Raw genomic sequence first — 16757 nt, 5'->3', positions numbered from 1 at the left:
CGTACGGGTGGTGCGCCCTTGGACCGTCCGGGCCCGGCGGCTGGAGGAGGGGGCGTGTCCGGGAGCGCGGGGGAGAGCCTCCCGCGGGCGTAGCCCCACGCCGCCGCGCCCCCGCCCAGCACGATCGCGCCCGCGCGGCCCGCGCCGCCCTCGCGGAGCAGCAGGGCGTCCCGTACGCCCCGCGCGACGCCGAGCGGCAACGCCCGCGTCGCGTAGGCGCGTTCCGTGGACAGCCCGTCCCGGGCGCCCGCGAGCCGCGCGACCGTGGCCTTGGAGAGGCCCTCCGCGTACGCCCGCGTCCGCAGGTACGAGAGCCGCTCCCGGTCCTCCGGCACCCGGTGGTGGATGATCGCGCGGTCGTCGATCAGCAGCAGCGCGTCGTCCGGCGCCGCGCGCCGCAGCCGGATGCACAGCTCCGTCTCCTCGCAGCCCAGCGGCAGCCCGGTGCCGTCGCGGCCGATGCCCGTCGCGAAGACGCCCGCCAGTTCGAAGGCCCGGCGCCGGAAGGAGGCGTTGCCGCCGAGCACGTTGCGCACCGGCACCAGGCCGCGCGGATGGCCGCGGTACATGCAGCCGACGGCCCAGTCGAACTCCTCGGGGAACCAGGCGGGGCGCCGTCCCGACGCCCAGACCGGCTCCGTACGGCCGCCGACGGCGAGCACGCGCGGGTCGGCGTACGCCGCGACGAAGCGGCGCAGCCAGTCCCGTTCGGCGACGGCGTCGTCGTCGAGGAACGCGATGACCTCCCCGGACGACGCGGCGATCCCGGTGTTGCGGCCGGACGAGAGGCCGCGGGGGCCCGCGTTGGCGAGCACCCGCACCTCCTTCGTCCCGGCGAAGCGCGCGTCGAGCCGCCGCAGCAGCGTCGGGTTGTGGTCGACGACGAGCAGCGTCTCGCGCGCCCGGTACGACTGCGCCCGTACCGAGGCCACGGCGGCGAGCGTGTCGCCCCAGCGGTCCTCGGTGTAGGCACAGATCACGACGGAGACCGGAAGCTCCGGCTCCGCTGGCGAGGGGGGCCGGGTCACGAAGCCTCCCGGGTGGCGGCTCGTGCGGTGTACCTCTTGCCGCCGTGCTCGCGCAGGATCACGCGCAGCACCCGGAGCCCGTCGCGCACGGCCCGCAGATTGCTGGTGCCGTGGATGCGCTCGTGCTCGTGGCTGGGTATCTCCTGCACGCGCAGCCCCGCGCGGACGATGCGGATGTTCATCAGTGTCTCGACCTCGAAGCCCGCGCAGTCCAGGTCGATGTCGTCCAGGCAGTGCCGCCAGAAGGCGTTGTACCCGTAGCAGAGGTCGGTGTAGCGGGCGCCGAACTTACGGTTGACGAGGGTGGTCAGCACGCGGTTGCCGAGCTTTCTCACCGGTGTCATGTCGTCCGTGCCGCCCCCGTTCGCGAAGCGGGAGCCCTTGGCGAAGTCGGCGCCGCCGACGAGCGCGGAGACATAGCTGACGATCTCGGTGCCGTCCGCCGAGCCGTCGGCGTCGACCATCACCACGATCTCGCCGGTGCTCGCGGCGAAGCCGCTGATCAGTGCGTCGCCCTTGCCCTTGCCCTGCTGCTGGACCACCTTGACGTCGGGCCGCAGTTCGCGCGCGACGGCGACGGTGCCGTCCGCGGAGTTGCCGTCGACGAGGACGACCTCGTGGATCCAGCCGGGCAGGGACTTGAAGACGTACGGCAGGTTCTCCGCCTCGTTCATCGCCGGGATCACCACGCTCACGGGCGGGGCGATCGCCAGGTGCGAGGAGACCGGCCGGTACGTCCGGGACTGCTGCGGTGCCTGCTGCTGCGTCTCTTCCTGTGCCTGCGCCTGTGCCTGTGCCTGTGCGCCGTCGGCTAACGGACGCGCCGCTGATGTCATGAGTCCGTTCCCTCTCGTCCGGTGGACCGCACGCGCCTGAGCGGTCCGGCAATGTGTCCGGTTCGAAAGGGGGGTTGCTGCTCCGCCCTCCGCGGAGCGCTGGCATTCCTCGTCACTTCCCGCGCGGCCCGTCCAGGACGGCACCCCCCAACCGCGCCCCGCACCCCTCCGTCCGCGGCGGCCGCGCCCTCCCCAGGAGCCGCCGCTTGCGTTCCCCACCGGAGTGGGGCGATGCGGGTGGATGTGCGACGTCATCAGTGCGTCGGAGCCATGGGCAGGGCCCGGGACGTGTCTCCCGTGCTGCCCTGACTCGGTGCCTCACCTCCGCTGGTTCTGTCAGGTCCGTCGGGTCCGTGCGGTGCGGATCGTGCCCGCCGTCTTGAGCAGCCGGTCGGCGGACGCGAAGAGTTCGGGCCGTGCCTGCACCGCGTTGCGCAGCGCGCGGACCGGGGCGCGGTGCGCCCGGTGCCCGAGCGCCACCGGGTGGCGGCGCGTCACCCAGCCCTCGTAGACCGTGAGATCACGGGTCTTGAGGAGGTCCTTGTACTCCTTCTGGCCCCGGCCCAGATCGACGTACGAGATCCCCTCGCGCGCCGCCGCCTCGATCATGCGCAGATGCATCACGAGCCCCGGCGAGTAGCGCGCGAACGCCGGGTCGTACGCCGGGAACCAGCAGCTGTGCACCCGGTCGGAGCGCAGCCCGAAGTGCGCGGCCACCGGGCGCTCCCCGGCGTAGAGCACCGAGAGCTGTCCGGCGAACCGGTCGGAGCGCGAGTGGAAGAGGTGCTGCGCGAGGCGCACGATCCAGGCGTGCGCGAAGCGGTCGCTGCGCCCCGTGCGCCGGTACTGCGCGGACTTCCACGCCATCAGGGTGCGCAGCGCCTCCGGGTCCCGCTCGTCGTGCACGTAGCGCACCTCGCCGACCCTGCGGCCCAGCTTGCGCTCCTTGTAGAGCGTGGTGCGCACGAACTTGGGTGTACGGGCGCGAAGTTCGCCCAGATACTGTGCGTAGCCCTGATCGAGCTCGATCACGGGTGAGGCGAAGGCGCCCGAGATCCCCTCGCCGAACCCCGGCTGCCCCTCGGCGAGATGGTCGAACTCCCAGACGGCCAGCCCGCACGCACGCAGCAGCTCCTTCGGGTCCCAGGCGAAGCCGGGCCGGTGGACGGCTCCCTGGCAGTCGGAGACCCCGAGCCCGACGGCCTTCCCGGCGCCGAGCGCCCCGCGCTGGTACGGGAAGAAGGCCGCGGGCTCCCCGTCCCCGTCCCGTACGACCGCGATCCGCACGCCCGCGCGGCAGCGGCCGAGGGCGAGGGTGAACTCGGGGGAGAGGAAGGGGTTCGCGAGCTGCGGTGAACCGTGGAGATGTGCCTTGGCCTGCAAGCACGACCACGCCGCCCGGTCGGCGGCGCTGAGTTCTCCGGGGCGGCACACTCTGATGTCCACGTCAGGCTTCCTGTCTTTCGCGCTGTCTTTCGCGGCCCCGGGCGGTGCGGCCGCGGGCGAGGGAGAGGAGCAGCAGGGCGGTGCTCAGTACGGCGACGGCGGCGACACCGCCGCGCGCCGACCACAGGTGCAGCGCGACCATGGCCTGCCCCACGAGCAGGTCGACGGCGAGCGCGCCGGTGACGGCGACGACGGTGCGGCTGAGCGGATCGAGCCGGGGCAGCAGGGCGGCCAGCGCCCCCGCGGGTGCGGCGACGAGGAAGAACAGCGTCAGCGGGGCACGCAGCACCGAGTCGATGTCCACCAGGGCCAGCGCGGCGCCGGCCGCGCCGACCCCCACAGCGGCCCCCGCCAGCGCGGGAACGGAGTCGCTTGTGACGCGTGATCTGCTTGTGACGCGGGATCTGTGAATGGTCTGCATGGGCGGCCGGCCCCCCGGAATGCCCCCTGAAGCGCAGGTTACGCCTATTCAATCTGGCGTAGCCCGCGTCGGGGCGTCAACCGTGCGCGGTCACTGTGACTGATAGACGGTGGGTGTGGGGCTGGCCTTGCACGTGACGGTGAACTTCACGTGACCTGATTCCACTTGCCGCGGCGCCCGGACCTCCACCGCGATCCAGTCGCTGTGGGTGCCGCCCGGCGCGTAGGTCGTCTCCGTATGGTTCACCGTGCGCTGTTTCGCGCCACCCGCGGGATAGTCGAGGGTCTTCCAGCCGGGCCCCGAGCTCTTTCCGCTGCCGGTGTACCAGCGGTACTCGACCTTCGCGGGCAGCTTCGTGACGGTGATGACCCCGGTGAAGTAGGGCGCCTCGGCCTGCGGGGGAGGGCAGGTGCCCTCGTAGCTGTCGCGGATCGCGTGCACGGTGACGGTGACCTTCTGGGACGGTTTGCCTCCGCCTCCGTTTCCCCCGGTCCCGTTGTCGCCGCCGTTTCCCCCGTTTCCGCCGCTCCCGCCGTTTCCGTCCCCGCCGTTCCCTCCTCCGGAGGCGGTCTGCCCGTCGCTGCCGCCCCCTCCGTCGCCCCCGTCCCCGCCGTTCTGCCCGCTGTCCTTGCCGCCGTCGCCCCCCGTGCTCTTGCCGCCGTCGCCCGAGGAGCCGCCCTCGTTGCCGCCGCTGGAGCCGTCGCCGTCGTCCGCGAACGCGTAGAAGAGGGCTCCTGCCAGGATCGCGGCCACCACGGCGAGCACCGCGAGCCAGACGGTGCCGCGCTTTCGGCGGTCCCCCTCCCCGCCGGGCGGCGGGCCGTAGCTCCCCGTTCCGCCCGAGGAGGGGGCCGCCTGGGTCGGCGCCGAGGCGTAGTGCCCCTGGTCCGCGCGGACGGTGGGGGTGTAGGCGGGTGGAGTGGAGTGCGGGACGGCGGACGGGTCGCGCGGAGCGCCCCCGGCGGCGACCGTGGCGAGCATCTCCGCCGTCTCCTCGGCCGGGAGGCGCTCCGCCGGGTCCTTGCGCAGCAGCCCGTCCAGTACGGGCGTGAGCGGCCCGGCGCGGCGGGGCGGCGGCAACTCCTCGTCCACGATGGCCCGCAGCGTGCTCAGCGCCGTGTCGCGCCGGAAGGGCGTGCCGCCCTCCACCGCGGCGTAGAGCAGCACGCCGAGCGACCACAGGTCGGAGGCGGGGCCCGGCGGGCGGCCCATAGCACGTTCCGGAGCGAGATATTCCGGCGAGCCCACCAGTTCCCCGGTGAGTGTGAGCGCCGAACTGCCCTCGATCAGGGCGATCCCGAAGTCGGTGAGCACGATACGACCATCGTTGGCAAGCAGTACGTTGCCCGGTTTCACATCGCGGTGGAGCACGGAGGCGGAGTGCGCGGCGCGCAGTGCGGCGAGCACCTCCGCGCCGACCGCCGCCGCGCGCTCCGGTGTCAACGGCCCCTCGGCGTCCAGCACCTCGTCCAGCGAGAGTCCGCGTATGAGCTCCATCACGATCCAGGGGCGGCCCTCCTCGCTCACCACGTCGTAGACCGTGACGACGTTGCGGTGCGCGATACGGCCCGCGGCCCATCCCTCGCGCTCCAGCCGGGTGTAGAGCTGGCGGACGTCGCGCTCCTCCATGCCCTCGGGGGCACGCACCTCCTTGACCGCGACCTCGCGGCGCAGCGTCTCGTCGTACGCGCGCCAGACGAGGCCCATCCCGCCTCGGCCCAGCTCGCCGAGGAGCCGGTACCGTCCCGCGAGCACCCGGTCTGCGCTCATTGTGTCCCCCTTGACCCGATTCCAGGGTCTTCTACGGATGCTGAGCGCTCGTACGGTGTTCGTCAACCGGCTTGTGGGGCAGGTGAATCCTGTGACCGGGATACACGCGTGTCGGAGTCGGGAGATAGGGTTACTCTGCCCGGGCCGGGTGCCCTCGTACGGGTGGGGAGTGACATGGAACAGATAACAATGAGCAGCAGGGCGCGAGTGCCTGCGATCAAATGCGGGACGAGCGCGACCAGTTCGCGGCTCGACCGGCATCTCTCCGTGCTCGCGGGGCCCGCGGTCCCGCAGGTCGAGACGGAGGAAGCGACGACGCTGATGCGTGAGATCACGCAGCGCGACACGACCACACGGAGTGGTTCGCGCAAGCGGAGCGCACGGGTCTCGCTCTTCGCGCCGCTGCGCAAGCTGCGCCGCTCGCTCTTCGGCGGGCGCGGCTGAACCGGGCCGCCTGGACTGCGAGGGGACTGTCCTGGCGGCCGTTTCAGCGTGCGTGTCCGCGCGCTTCCCCTAGCTCGTGACGTTCTCCAGCGTCACCGAGAACGAGAAGCGGTCGCCCCGGTAGTGGATGCGTACGACATCCACGACCTGTCCCCCGTCGTCGTACGTCACCCCCGTGTAGTGCAGGATCGGGCTCAGCAGCGGCACGTCCAGCAGCCGGGCCGTCTCCGGGTCGGCGAGCCGCGCCTCGACGGTGTCCGTGATCCTGCTGATCCGCACCCCCACCCCGTCCCGCAGCACCTTGGTCATCGGCCAGCCCCGGCGCAGGTCGGCGGGGTCGAGCCGCTCCGCGATCCGCGGATGGATCAGATTCACCGCCCAGTTCGTGGGCTCGCCGCTCTCCCGGTCGTGGCGCAGCCTGCGGTACGCCATGACCTCCGTGTGCCCCGGAAAGTGCTCGGCCAGCTCCGCCGGTACGGGCTCCGTGCCGTGCCCCAGCAGTGTCGTGCGGTCCCCGGACTGCTGGGCGACGATCGTGTCGACGGAGCCCAGCAGCCGTACGGGCCGTGCGCGGCGGGCGTCCGGCTCGATGAAGGTCCCGCGCCGCCGGTGACGGCTGATCAGCCCCTCCGACTCCAGCTCCTTGAGGGCCTGGCGCATGGTCAGGACGCTGACGCCGTAGTGCGTGGCGAGCTTCTCCTCCGTGGGCAGCCGCAGCGGGGAGTCCGGCGCGCGCCCGAGTATGGAGGCCCGGAGGGACTGGGAGACCTGGTACCACAGGGGCAGCTTGCGGTTCAGCGCGAGCGAGTCGGGCGCGAAGTCGGTCATGGCTCCGATGAAATCAGCCCGGCCGACGCCGGGGGCACCTCCCCGTGTCGGCCGGGACGCGGTCAGGCCCGGAAGTGGCGCTCCAGGCCCTGCCAGACGCCGTCGTAGCCGTCCTGGAGGTGGCCGCCGGAGAGGGCCTGTGCGGTGGGCACCACGGGCCAGCGGGTCTCGAACATGAAGGCGAGCCCGTCGTCGATCTTCTGCGGGCGCAGCTCGGCGGCGCTGGCCTTCTGATACGTCTCCCGGTCCGGGCCGTGCGCCGACATCATGTTGTGCAGCGAACCGCCGCCCGGAACGAAGCCCTCCGCCTTCGCGTCGTAGGCGCCCTCGATCAGGCCCATGTACTCGCTCATCACGTTCCGGTGGAAGTACGGCGGGCGGAAGGTGTCCTCGCCCACCAGCCAGCGCGGCGCGAAGACCACGAAGTCCACGCCCGCCAGGCCCGGGGTGTCCGAGGGTGAGGTGAGCACCGTGAAGATCGACGGGTCCGGGTGGTCGTAGCTGATGCTGCCGATGACGTTGAAACGGCGCAGGTCGTAGACGTACGGCAGATGGTTGCCGTGCCAGGCGACCACGTCGAGCGGGGAGTGGTCGTAGGTGGCCTTCCAGAGGTTGCCGCAGAACTTGTTCACGACCTCGACCGGCCGGTCCTCGTCCTCGTAGGCCGCTGTCGGCGCGAGGAAGTCGCGCGCGTTGGCCAGCCCGTTGGCGCCGATGGGGCCGAGGTCGGGGAGGACGAAGGGGCGGCCGTAGTTCTCGCAGACGTAGCCGCGCGCCGACTCGTCCAGCGGCTCCACGCGGAAGCGCACGCCGCGCGGGATCAGCGCCACATGGCCCGGCTCGGCGCGCAGCAGCCCGAACTCGGTGTGCAGCAGCAGCCCGCCGCGCTCGGGGACGATGAGCAGCTCGCCGTCCGCGTCGCTGAAGACCCGGTCGCGCATCGGGGCGTTCGCCGCGTACAGATGCACCGCCATGCCCGTGCGCTGCGCGGCGTCCCCGTTGCCGCCGAGCGTCCAGAGCCCGGCCAGGAAGTCGGTGCCCTCGGGGGGCTCGGGCAGCGGGCCCCAGCGCAGCCGGTTGGGGTCGGGCTCCGCCTCGGTGAAGGGTGCCCCGCGCAGCGCTCCGTTGTCCGCGCGGACGAAGCGGGGGTGCGCGGCCGAGGGGCGGATGCGGTAGAGCCACGAGCGGCGGTTGTGCGCCCGGGGCTCGGTGAAGGCCGAACCGCTGAGCTGCTCCGCGTAGAGCCCGAGGGGAGCGCGCTGCGGCGAGTTGCGCCCCAGGGGCAGCGCCCCGGGGACGGCCTCGCTGCTGTGCTCGTTCCCGAAACCGGAGAGGTACGTGAGACCCTCCGCCGTCTTGCGTGCCTGCTCGGTCAACGCCAACTCCCGCCGTGTGAGGGACTCCTGTGTGAGGGATTCCTGTGCAGGACCATAGGAATCCTTCGTGCCCCCGTCAACGAACCGGACGGCGGCCCTGTCGCCGCACCTCGCTGACCTTGAGTTTTGTCCTTAGTGTTCACGGCTGCACATCTTGTGGCGGGTGTCGGCGGGCGCCTACGGTCATCCAGATTCCGCCCCCGGGCCCGGCGCCCGGCGAGGGAGAGCGACCGTTCACGACCCCGTTCACGACCGTTCAAGGGCGAACGTAGAGGAACCCGTATGCTGACAATTCTCGGCTTCGTCATGATTGCGACATTTCTGACGCTGATCATGACGAAGCGTATGTCGCCGATGGCGGCACTGGTGCTGATCCCCGCCGTCTTCTGCGTGCTCGCGGGGCAGGCGACGAGCCTCGGGGACTACGTCCTCAAGGGCATCGGGGACCTCGCGCCGACGGCCGCGATGCTGATGTTCGCCATCATCTACTTCGGCGTGATGATCGACGTCGGCCTCTTCGACCCGATCGTCCGGGGCATCCTGCGCTTCTGCAAGGCGGACCCGATGCGGGTCGTGGTCGGTACGGCCGTGCTCGCGGCGATCGTCTCGCTGGACGGCGACGGCTCGACGACGTTCATGATCACCGTCTCCGCCATGCTGCCGCTGTACCGCAGGCTGAAGATGAGCGTGCTGATCATGACCGGCGTCTCCGCCACGGCGAACGGCGTCATGAACACCGTCCCCTGGGGCGGCCCCACGGCCCGCGCCGCCTCCGCGCTGAAGCTCGACCCCAGCGAGATCTTCGTCCCGATGATCCCCGCACTGGCGGTCGGCCTGCTCTTCGTCTTCGGCCTGGCCTGGGTGCTGGGGCTGCGCGAGCGCAAGCGGCTCGGGATGCTGACGCTGGACTGCGAGGGGGAGCGCGAGCAGGAGACGGTCCTCGCGGGGGCGGGTGGCGGTACGGGTTCTGGCTCCGGTCCTGCCGTGCTCGACAAGCCGAAGGGCTCGGCGGGTGCGGGCACGGACGCCAGCTCCGACTCCTCTTCCGGCTCCGGCTCCTCTTCCGGCTCCGACGCGGACCTCATCGGCCTGGACCCCGACCGCGAGACCCTCCGCCCGAAGCTCCTGTGGTTCAACGCCGCGCTCACGGTGACGCTGCTCGCCCTGCTGATCATGCAGACGCTGCCGATCCCGGTGCTCTTCCTGCTCGGCGCCGCGCTCGCGCTGACGGTCAACTTCCCGAACATGAAGGACCAGAAGGCCCGCATCGCCGCGCACGCCGACAACGTCCTCAACGTCTCCGGAATGGTCTTCGCCGCCGCCGTCTTCACCGGCGTCCTCACCGAGAGCGGCATGGTCGACGAGATGGCCCGCTCCCTCGTCAACGCCCTCCCGGAGGGCCTCGGCCCCTACATGACGATCGTGACGGGCGTCCTGAGCATCCCGTTCACGTACTTCATGTCGAACGACGGCTTCTACTTCGGCATCGTCCCGATCCTGGCGGAGGCGGGTGCGGCGCACGGCGTCTCCTCGGCGGAGATCGCCCGCGCCTCGCTCACGGGCCAGGCCCTGCACATGTCGAGCCCGCTGGTCCCGGCGGTGTACGTGCTGGTCGGAATGGCGAAGGTGGAGTTCGGGGACCACACCCGCTTCACGGTGAAGTGGGCGGCGCTGACGTCGCTGGTGGTGCTGGCGGCGGGGCTGCTGTTCGGGATCCTGTGAGCCGGGTCCGCGTGCGGGGTTCGTGAACGGGGTCCGTGCGCGAACGACCCCCGGAGCCGTCGGCTCCGGGGGTTATCCACAGGGGGAGCGCCGCTGGATTCTCTGAACTAGGTTGAGCCACATGAAGGCACACGACGCGATGTACATCGGCGGGGCGTGGCGGGGCGCCAAGGGCGAGGGGGCCATCGAGGTCCGGAATCCCGCGGACGGATCGGTCCTGGGGGCCGTGTCCGCGGGCGGTGCCGAGGACGTGGACGCGGCCGTGAAGGCGGCGCGGGCCGCCCTCCCCGGGTGGGCGGCGACACCGCCCGCCGAGCGCGCGGCGCGGCTCGGAGCCCTGCGGGACGTGCTGGAGGCGAGGGCCGGGGAGATCGCGGACCTGGTCACCGCGGAGCTGGGCTCGCCGGTCACGCTCTCGCGCAAGGTACACGCGTCCTTGCCGGTGCTCGTGTGCGGGAGCTATGCCACGCTGGCCGCCGAGTTCGCCTTCGAGGAGACGGTCGGCAATTCCCGCGTGCTGCGCGAGCCCGTGGGCGTCGTCGGCGCGATCACGCCGTGGAACTATCCGCTGCACCAGATCGTCGCCAAGGCGGCCCCCGCCCTCGCCGCGGGCTGCACGGTGGTGCTCAAGCCCGCCGAGGACACCCCGCTCGTCGCGCAGCTCTTCGCGGAGGCGGTGCACGAGGCGGGCGTTCCCGCCGGGGTGTTCAACCTCGTGACGGGCCTCGGCCCGGTGGCGGGGCAGGCGCTGGCCGAGCACGAGGACGTGGACCTCGTGTCGTTCACCGGCTCGACCGCCGTCGGGCAGAGGATCGGGGCGCTCGCGGGCGGCGGCGTCAAGCGCGTGGCGCTGGAGCTCGGCGGCAAGTCGGCGAACGTGATCCTGCCCGGCGCCGACCTGACCAAGGCGGTCAAGATCGGTGTGGCCAACGTGATGTCGAACTCCGGCCAGACGTGCAGCGCGTGGACGCGCATGCTGGTCGACGCCGGTCGGTACGAGGAAGCCGTCCGGCTGGCCGCCGAGGCCGCGGCGAAGTACGTGCCGGGCGACCCCCGGGACGGGAGCACGCGGCTCGGCCCCGTTGTCAACGCCAAGCAGCGCGAGCGCGTCGCCGGTTACATCGAGCAGGGGGAGAAGGAGGGCGCCCGCGTCGTCGCGGGCGGCGCCGAGCCCCCGGAGGTCCCCGAGGGACACGAGGCGGGGCACTACGTCCGCGCGACCGTCCTCGCCGATGTGACCCCGGGGATGGTGGTGGCGCGCGAGGAGATCTTCGGCCCGGTGCTGTCGATCCTGAAATACGAGGACGCCGAGGACGCGCTCCGGATAGCCAACGATTCGGAGTACGGCCTGGCGGGCGCCGTCTGGTCCGAGGACGAGGAGGAGGCCGTCGCCTTCGCCCGCCGCATGGAGAGCGGCCAGGTGGACATCAACGGAGGCCGCTTCAACCCGCTGGCGCCCTTCGGGGGTTACAAGCGGTCGGGCGTCGGCCGGGAGCTGGGCGCCCACGGCCTGGAGGAGTATCTCCAGACGAAGTCGCTCCAGTTCTGACCCGTTCCCCCTCTCCCGATCTCCCCCTCCCCGCCTCCTTTCCCCGGGCCTGCTCCGGGCTCTCCTCAAGGAGTTCAGCCATGATCCGAGCCGCTGTCCTCTCGGCCGTCTCGGCGCCGCTCGTCGTCTCCTCGATCGAACTGCCGGAGCCCGGCCCGGGCCAGGTGCGGGTCCGGCTCGCCGCGGCCGGGGTCTGCCATTCGGACCTGTCGCTCTCCAACGGCACGCTGCGCCAGCCCGTGCCCGCCGTCCTTGGCCATGAGGGCGCGGGCACCGTGCTCTCGGTCGGCGAGGGGGTCACGGGTGTGCTGCCCGGCGACCGTGTGGTGCTCAACTGGGCGCCGTCCTGCGGCTCCTGCCACTTCTGCGCCGAGCTGTCGGAGCCCTGGCTCTGCACGGAGGCCAATGCCGCCACGACCGTGCCCTATGCCCGTACGCGCAGTGGGGACGAGCTGTATCCGGGGCTGAGCGTCGCCGCGTTCGCGGAGGAGACCGTGGTGCCCGAGCGGGCCGTGCTGCCGCTGCCCGAGGGCGTGCCGCTGGAGGAGGCGGCGCTGCTCGGCTGCGCGATGCTCACCGGGTACGGCGCGGTGCACCACAGCGCCCGCGTGCGGACGGGCGAGTCGGTGGCCGTCTTCGGGGTGGGCGGCGTCGGGCTCGCCACCCTTCAGTCGGCGCGGCTGGCGGGCGCGGAGCGGATCGTCGCCGTGGACGTGTCGGAGAAGAAGGAGGAGCTGGCGCGGGCTGCCGGGGCGACGGACTTCGTGGCCGCGGGCGCCGACCCGGCCGCCACGGCGAAGGCGGTGCGCGCGGTGACCGACGGGCGGCGCGGTGCCGATGTGGCCATCGAGTGCGTGGGCCGCGCCGAGACGATCCGGGCGGCCTGGGACTCCACGCGGCGCGGCGGCCGGACGACTGTCGTGGGCGTCGGGAGCAAGGACGAGCGGGTCTCGTTCTCGGCGCTGGAGGTCTTCCACTTCGCGCGCACGCTCAGCGGCTGTGTCTACGGGAACTGCGATCCGGCCCGCGATCTGCCGGTCCTCGCCGGGCATGTGCGCGAGGGGCGGCTCGATCTGGGCGCGCTGGTCACCGAGCGGATCGGGCTCGACGAGGTGGGCGGTGCCTTCGAGGCGATGCTCGCCGGGCGGGGAGGGCGCTCACTGATCGTATTCTGAGCGGTCATGGACGATCTCCTCACGGAACGGCTCGTGCTGCACCCCCTGACACCGGCTGAGGCGGAGCGCGTGGCCGCGGGCAAACCGGCGGAGGGCGACCGCTGGGCGCCCGGCTATCCCTCCGCCGTGGACGTGGAGGGCGCGACGGCGTTCGTGCACGCCTGCCGGACGACGGGTGACCCGCAGCCGTTCGGCGACTACGAGGTACGGCGCCGGGCGGACGGCGTCGCCATCGGCGGCACCGGCTTCAACCGGCTGCCGGACGCCGAGGGCACCGTCACCATCGGCTACGGGCTGATCGCCTCGGAGCGCGGCAAGGGATATGCCGCCGAGGCCCTGCGCGGACTGCTGCGCTTCGCGCGCGAGTGCGGCCTCTCCTGCGTGAAGGGCGACGCCGACCTCGGCAATGTCGCCTCCCAGCGCGTGATGCTGGCGGCGGGTATGCGGTACGTGGGGGAGGACGAGCGGGTGCGGTACTACGAGATCGCGTTCCCGGAGGACGGGCCGGACGAGGACGGGGCGGAGGGCGGGCCGGAGGGCGGGGAGTAGCGCTCTAGGGAGTGTCTTCAAAGTAGCGTCGTCCGCCCGAAGGGCGGGCCCGGTGGCGTCTGGTGCGTGCGATCGCAAGGCGGAGGAAGGAGCCACTGCGGAGCATTGGCGACTGACGACAACGCCGCGAGCGTGCGTGCCAGGCGCCACCGGGCAGACGGGACTTTGAAGACACGACCTAAGCGCACGCTCACTCGCGGGTTAGGGTGACGGGATGACGGTTGAGTCCGACGAGTCCTTCGGCGATGTGACGCCCGACGCCGCGCGGCGGCTGCTGCTGGGTGCCGTGGAGGCGTTCGCCGAGCGGGGCTTCCACGCCACCACGACCCGCGACATCGCGGGCCGCGCGGGCATGAGCCCGGCCGCGCTCTACATCCACTACAAGACCAAGGAAGAGCTGCTCCACCACATCAGCCGCGTCGGTCACGAGAGTTCGGTGCGGATCCTGGAGGAGGCCACGGCGGGCGACCGTACGGCGGCGGAGCGGCTGACGAGCGCGGTGCGCGCGTTCGTCCGCTGGCACGCCGAGCACCACACGACGGCGCGGGTCGTGCAGTACGAGCTGGCGGCGCTGAGCGAGCCGCATCTCGCCGAGATCGTGGTCCTCCGCCGCCGCAGCGAGGAGATCCTGCGCGAGGTGCTGCGGGACGGCACGGAGGCGGGCGAGTTCGCGGTCACGGACCTGCGGGGCACGACGCTCGCGATGATGTCGCTCTGCATCGACGTGGCCCGCTGGTTCAGCCCGGACGGCCGCAGGACGCCGGACGAGCTCGGTGTGTTCTACGCCGAGCTCGCCCTGCGCATGGCGGGCCACGGGCCCGCCGGGGGTCACCAGTAGTAGCGGCTGACGCTCTCCGCGACGCAGACCGGCCGCTCGCCGCCCTCGCGCTCGACCGTCACCTTGGCCGCGATCTGCACGCCGCCGTCCTTCGTCTCCGTCACCTCGGTCAGCTCGACGCGGCCGCGCAGCCGGGAGCCCACGGGCACGGGGGCGGGGAAACGGACCTTGTTCACCCCGTAGTTGACGCCCATCCGCATGCCCTCGACGCGCATCACCTGCGGCACCAGCGAGGGCAGCAGCGAGAGCGTCAGATAGCCGTGCGCGATGGTCGAGCCGAACGGGCCCGACGCTGCCTTCTCGGGGTCGACGTGGATCCACTGGTGGTCACCGGTCGCGTCGGCGAAGAGGTCGATCCGCTTCTGGTCGATCTCCAGCCAGCCGCTGGTGCCCAGCTCCTGGCCGACCGCCGCCGTGAGTTCGGCGGCCGAGGTGAAGACCCGGGGCTCAGCCATGCGTACAACCTCCCGCGCTCGCGCGTCTCGCACGCGCAAGCCTAATAAGCGATTGCTCAGTCACATCGCGCTCAGCATGCCACCCGCACCGGCCCCACGCCAGCCCGTGCCGCTGCCCCGTCCGGCGCCCGGCACCCGGCGTCACCACATCGCGGGCCTGCGGTCCCGCCACGGCCGGGCCTCCTCCAGCTGCGCCGACAGCGCCAGGAGCGGGCCCTCCTCCCCGTGCCGCCCGCCCAGCATCACGCCGATCGGCAGGCCCTCGTCCGTCCAGTGCAGGGGGAGCGAGACGGCGGGCTGGCCCGTGGCGTTGTAGAGCGGAGTGAAGGGGGTGAACCGGGCGAACCGCTCGAACTCGCCCGCCGGATCCGCGTCGTCCCGCATCGCGCCGACCGGCATCGGGGGCTGCGCGAGCGTGGGGGAGAGGATCATGTCGTACCCCGTGCCCGGGGCGAGGATCGTGTCGGCCAGCAGCTGCGCGACGGACCTGAAGGAGGCGAGCGCGCGGGCGAAGTCCGGCACCGGAATCGTGCGCCCCTGCTCCCGGATGTACCGGGTCAGCGGCGTCAGCAGCCCCTCGCCCTCCTCCGGCACCACCCGGGAGGCGGCACGCACGGCCCATACGATGCTGAAGTCGCGCCGCAGCGAGTCGTCGGCGGGCAGCGCGGCCTCCTCCACCTCGTGCCCCAGCTCCCGCAGCAGCTCCGCCGTGCCGCGCGTCGCCGCCACGCACTCCGGGTGCGGCTGGATCTCCGGGACGGGCGCGCCCGTGAGCGCGAGGACGCGCAGCCTGCCCGGCACCCGGGCGGGGTCCGCCCACGCCGCGAAGGTGTCCCCGTCGGCCAGCGGCGGCGCCGTGTACGGATCGCCGGGCATCCGGCCCGCGAGCACGTCCAGCAGCGTGGCCGCGTCCGCGACCGTACGGGCCAGCGGGCCGGAGGTCGCCAGTCCGGCCACGTCGTGCTGCACGGGGCCCGCGCTCACCCGGCCCCGGCTCGGCTTGACGCCGAACAGGCCGCAGACCGAGGCGGGGATGCGGATCGACCCGCCGCCGTCGCTGGCGTGCGCGACCGGGGCCAGGCCCCCGGCCACCGCCGCGGCGGCTCCGCCGCTGGACCCGCCCGCCGAGCGCGAGAGGTCCCAGGGCGTCCGCGCGGGCGGCGCCAGCAGGTTCTCGGTGTAGCAGGGGATCCCGAACTCGGGTGTGTTGCTCTTGGCGAGCATCGGGCTGCCGCCGGCGCGCAGCCGCGCGGCGACATGGTCGTCGCGGTCGGGCACATGGTCGGAGAAGGCGGCCGAGCCCATGGTCGTCCGTACGCCCGCGACGTTGTTGAGGTCCTTCACCGGCACCGGGACTCCGTGCAGCGGTGGCAGTTCGTCGGCGCGCCCCGCGTGACGCGCGGCGAGCGCCTCGGCCTCGGCGTCGGACGCCTGCTTGCGGGCCAGCTCGGGCGTGACGGTCAGATACGCCCCCAGCTCCGCGTCGAGCCGGTCTGTCCGCTCCAGGTAGTGGGCGGTCAGCTCCACGGGCGAGACCGTGCCCGCCCGTATCGCCGCCGCTTGCTCGGTCGCGGTGAGGTCGTGCAGTGAGGACATGACGCCGTCCGTCCGGTCACGCCCCGCGCGGGGCTGGCGGGTGCTGGTACGGCGCATCCTCGCATCGGGGTCAGGTGGGCACCACGGTGCCGCGATACGCGCGACGCCGGGCGGAACTCGCGCGTGCCGCCCGCCCGTTGGGCCGGCCCTGGCGCGCTTCGCGCTCCTCCTGTGCGTCCATGGAGCGGATCATGCGGCGCAGCACCTCGGCCAGGCGCGGCGTCGGGGGCTGCGCGGGGTCGCAGCGGAGCAGCGAACGGCCGCCCCAGGTGAGACTGTGCCAGGCGTCGAGGGCCGTCGGCTGTCTGATTCCTTCGCGCTTCTCCCGTCTGCGCCGGTCCGCGACCTCCGACTCGTAGGCGAGCCAGACCGCGCGTGCCTCCTCCAGCTCCTCGAGTGCCGCGACGAGGAGCGAGGGTTCGGGCTCGCGGTCGTCGGGGTGGAAGCCCGCGCTCGCGCACAGGTGCCGCCAGGTGGCCCGGTGGCCGTACGGCGCGAACCGTTCGAGACATTTGCGGAGAGCCTGCCGACGCTGGGACGGCTCCCTCTCTGGATCACGGACTTGCTGGGCGAGAGCTCTGAAACCGGCCAATCATCCCACCTCCGGCGGAGAGGACCCGAGTCGTCGGGGATGTGACGTACCGACGGGCGCTTTGGATCCCACTCCCTTGCGGCGTGTTGCTGCGTGCTATGGCGTGGCGGAATACCCCTCATCAAGGCATCT

The 16757-nt window shown here is 72.5% G+C and carries 15 protein-coding genes and 1 pseudogene; 6 read left to right on the top strand and 10 right to left on the bottom strand.

Annotation, left to right across the window (positions count from 1 at the left end):
- Nucleotides 1-80 precede the first annotated feature (80 nt).
- From ACGF3A_RS41545 to ACGF3A_RS41525, 5 genes and pseudogenes are all read right to left on the bottom strand, one after another.
- Nucleotides 81-1028 (bottom strand): annotated as a pseudogene (locus ACGF3A_RS41545) (glycosyltransferase family 2 protein); the annotation flags it as partial.
- The gene (locus ACGF3A_RS41540) at nucleotides 1025-1864 is read right to left on the bottom strand and encodes a glycosyltransferase family 2 protein (RefSeq protein WP_393736061.1); all 840 of its coding nucleotides are present in this window, start codon (nucleotides 1862-1864) and stop codon (nucleotides 1025-1027) included. The gene ACGF3A_RS41540 and the pseudogene ACGF3A_RS41545, both read right to left, overlap by 4 nt.
- 336 nt (nucleotides 1865-2200) lie before the next feature.
- Nucleotides 2201-3310 (bottom strand): GNAT family N-acetyltransferase, encoded by a 1110-nt coding sequence (locus ACGF3A_RS41535; protein WP_393736059.1) that lies wholly within the window; start codon nucleotides 3308-3310, stop codon nucleotides 2201-2203.
- 1 nt (nucleotide 3311) lies between these two features.
- Nucleotides 3312-3650 carry a hypothetical protein gene (locus ACGF3A_RS41530; protein WP_393736057.1) on the bottom strand — a complete coding sequence of 113 codons (339 nt, stop codon included), beginning with the start codon at nucleotides 3648-3650 and terminating at the stop codon, nucleotides 3312-3314.
- 171 nt (nucleotides 3651-3821) lie between these two features.
- Entirely contained in the window at nucleotides 3822-5501 is a 1680-nt protein-coding gene (locus ACGF3A_RS41525) for a protein kinase (protein WP_393736055.1), read from the bottom strand.
- A 174-nt stretch (nucleotides 5502-5675) separates the two neighbouring features.
- Between ACGF3A_RS41525 and ACGF3A_RS41520 the strand changes: the two genes are divergently transcribed.
- On the top strand, nucleotides 5676-5945 hold the full coding sequence (locus ACGF3A_RS41520; RefSeq protein WP_344529795.1) for a hypothetical protein: 270 nt from the start codon (nucleotides 5676-5678) through the stop codon (nucleotides 5943-5945).
- A 69-nt stretch (nucleotides 5946-6014) separates the two neighbouring features.
- Here ACGF3A_RS41520 and ACGF3A_RS41515 read toward each other — a convergent pair whose 3' ends face one another.
- Both ACGF3A_RS41515 and hmgA read right to left on the bottom strand, forming a co-directional pair.
- A complete protein-coding gene (locus tag ACGF3A_RS41515) occupies nucleotides 6015-6773 on the bottom strand; it encodes a GntR family transcriptional regulator (RefSeq protein ID WP_393736052.1) in 759 nt (252 codons plus the stop codon).
- Nucleotides 6774-6835: 62 nt separating this feature from the next.
- Nucleotides 6836-8149: a homogentisate 1,2-dioxygenase gene (gene hmgA, locus ACGF3A_RS41510; protein ID WP_393736050.1), complete on the bottom strand. Its 1314-nt coding sequence runs from the start codon at nucleotides 8147-8149 to the stop codon at nucleotides 6836-6838.
- A 282-nt stretch (nucleotides 8150-8431) separates the two neighbouring features.
- Between hmgA and ACGF3A_RS41505 the strand changes: the two genes are divergently transcribed.
- From ACGF3A_RS41505 to ACGF3A_RS41485, 5 genes are all read left to right on the top strand, one after another.
- Nucleotides 8432-9871 carry a CitMHS family transporter gene (locus ACGF3A_RS41505; protein WP_393736048.1) on the top strand — a complete coding sequence of 480 codons (1440 nt, stop codon included), beginning with the start codon at nucleotides 8432-8434 and terminating at the stop codon, nucleotides 9869-9871.
- A gap of 121 nt (nucleotides 9872-9992) precedes the next feature.
- The gene (locus ACGF3A_RS41500; protein ID WP_393736046.1) at nucleotides 9993-11420 is read left to right on the top strand and encodes an aldehyde dehydrogenase family protein; all 1428 of its coding nucleotides are present in this window, start codon (nucleotides 9993-9995) and stop codon (nucleotides 11418-11420) included.
- An 80-nt stretch (nucleotides 11421-11500) separates the two neighbouring features.
- Entirely contained in the window at nucleotides 11501-12595 is a 1095-nt protein-coding gene (locus ACGF3A_RS41495) for an alcohol dehydrogenase catalytic domain-containing protein (protein WP_393736044.1), read from the top strand.
- Nucleotides 12596-12601: 6 nt separating this feature from the next.
- Complete coding sequence (locus tag ACGF3A_RS41490) at nucleotides 12602-13144, top strand: GNAT family N-acetyltransferase (protein ID WP_393736042.1); 543 nt, start codon at nucleotides 12602-12604, stop codon at nucleotides 13142-13144.
- 214 nt (nucleotides 13145-13358) lie between these two features.
- On the top strand, nucleotides 13359-13982 hold the full coding sequence (locus ACGF3A_RS41485; RefSeq protein WP_393736040.1) for a TetR/AcrR family transcriptional regulator: 624 nt from the start codon (nucleotides 13359-13361) through the stop codon (nucleotides 13980-13982).
- Here ACGF3A_RS41485 and ACGF3A_RS41480 read toward each other — a convergent pair.
- From ACGF3A_RS41480 to ACGF3A_RS41470, 3 genes are all read right to left on the bottom strand, one after another.
- Entirely contained in the window at nucleotides 13973-14437 is a 465-nt protein-coding gene (locus ACGF3A_RS41480; RefSeq protein ID WP_393736038.1) for a MaoC family dehydratase, read from the bottom strand. The two genes, ACGF3A_RS41485 and ACGF3A_RS41480, sit on opposite strands and share 10 nt — an antisense overlap.
- A 141-nt stretch (nucleotides 14438-14578) precedes the next feature.
- Nucleotides 14579-16033: an amidase gene (locus tag ACGF3A_RS41475; RefSeq protein ID WP_393736036.1), complete on the bottom strand. Its 1455-nt coding sequence runs from the start codon at nucleotides 16031-16033 to the stop codon at nucleotides 14579-14581.
- 70 nt (nucleotides 16034-16103) lie between these two features.
- A complete protein-coding gene (locus ACGF3A_RS41470) occupies nucleotides 16104-16625 on the bottom strand; it encodes a hypothetical protein (RefSeq protein WP_393736034.1) in 522 nt (173 codons plus the stop codon).
- Nucleotides 16626-16757: the final 132 nt, after the last annotated feature.

It is taken from the genome of Streptomyces sp. NPDC048172 (assembly GCF_043202595.1).
GTDB lineage: Bacteria > Actinomycetota > Actinomycetes > Streptomycetales > Streptomycetaceae > Streptomyces.
This window is presented reverse-complemented; position numbering and strand designations above follow the sequence as displayed.

What these genes read in the sequence shown, in the direction of transcription:
- ACGF3A_RS41520 (WP_344529795.1), top strand. Translation starts at nt 5,676, where the DNA reads ATGGAACAGATAACAATGAGCAGCAGGGCGCGAGTGCCTGCGATCAAA.
- ACGF3A_RS41540 (WP_393736061.1), bottom strand. Translation starts at nt 1,864, where the DNA reads ATGACATCAGCGGCGCGTCCGTTAGCCGACGGCGCACAGGCACAGGCA.
- ACGF3A_RS41525 (WP_393736055.1), bottom strand. Translation starts at nt 5,501, where the DNA reads ATGAGCGCAGACCGGGTGCTCGCGGGACGGTACCGGCTCCTCGGCGAG.
- ACGF3A_RS41500 (WP_393736046.1), top strand. Translation starts at nt 9,993, where the DNA reads ATGAAGGCACACGACGCGATGTACATCGGCGGGGCGTGGCGGGGCGCC.
- ACGF3A_RS41475 (WP_393736036.1), bottom strand. Translation starts at nt 16,033, where the DNA reads ATGTCCTCACTGCACGACCTCACCGCGACCGAGCAAGCGGCGGCGATA.
- ACGF3A_RS41505 (WP_393736048.1), top strand. Translation starts at nt 8,432, where the DNA reads ATGCTGACAATTCTCGGCTTCGTCATGATTGCGACATTTCTGACGCTG.
- ACGF3A_RS41495 (WP_393736044.1), top strand. Translation starts at nt 11,501, where the DNA reads ATGATCCGAGCCGCTGTCCTCTCGGCCGTCTCGGCGCCGCTCGTCGTC.
- ACGF3A_RS41515 (WP_393736052.1), bottom strand. Translation starts at nt 6,773, where the DNA reads ATGACCGACTTCGCGCCCGACTCGCTCGCGCTGAACCGCAAGCTGCCC.
- ACGF3A_RS41480 (WP_393736038.1), bottom strand. Translation starts at nt 14,437, where the DNA reads ATGGCTGAGCCCCGGGTCTTCACCTCGGCCGCCGAACTCACGGCGGCG.
- ACGF3A_RS41485 (WP_393736040.1), top strand. Translation starts at nt 13,359, where the DNA reads ATGACGGTTGAGTCCGACGAGTCCTTCGGCGATGTGACGCCCGACGCC.
- ACGF3A_RS41490 (WP_393736042.1), top strand. Translation starts at nt 12,602, where the DNA reads ATGGACGATCTCCTCACGGAACGGCTCGTGCTGCACCCCCTGACACCG.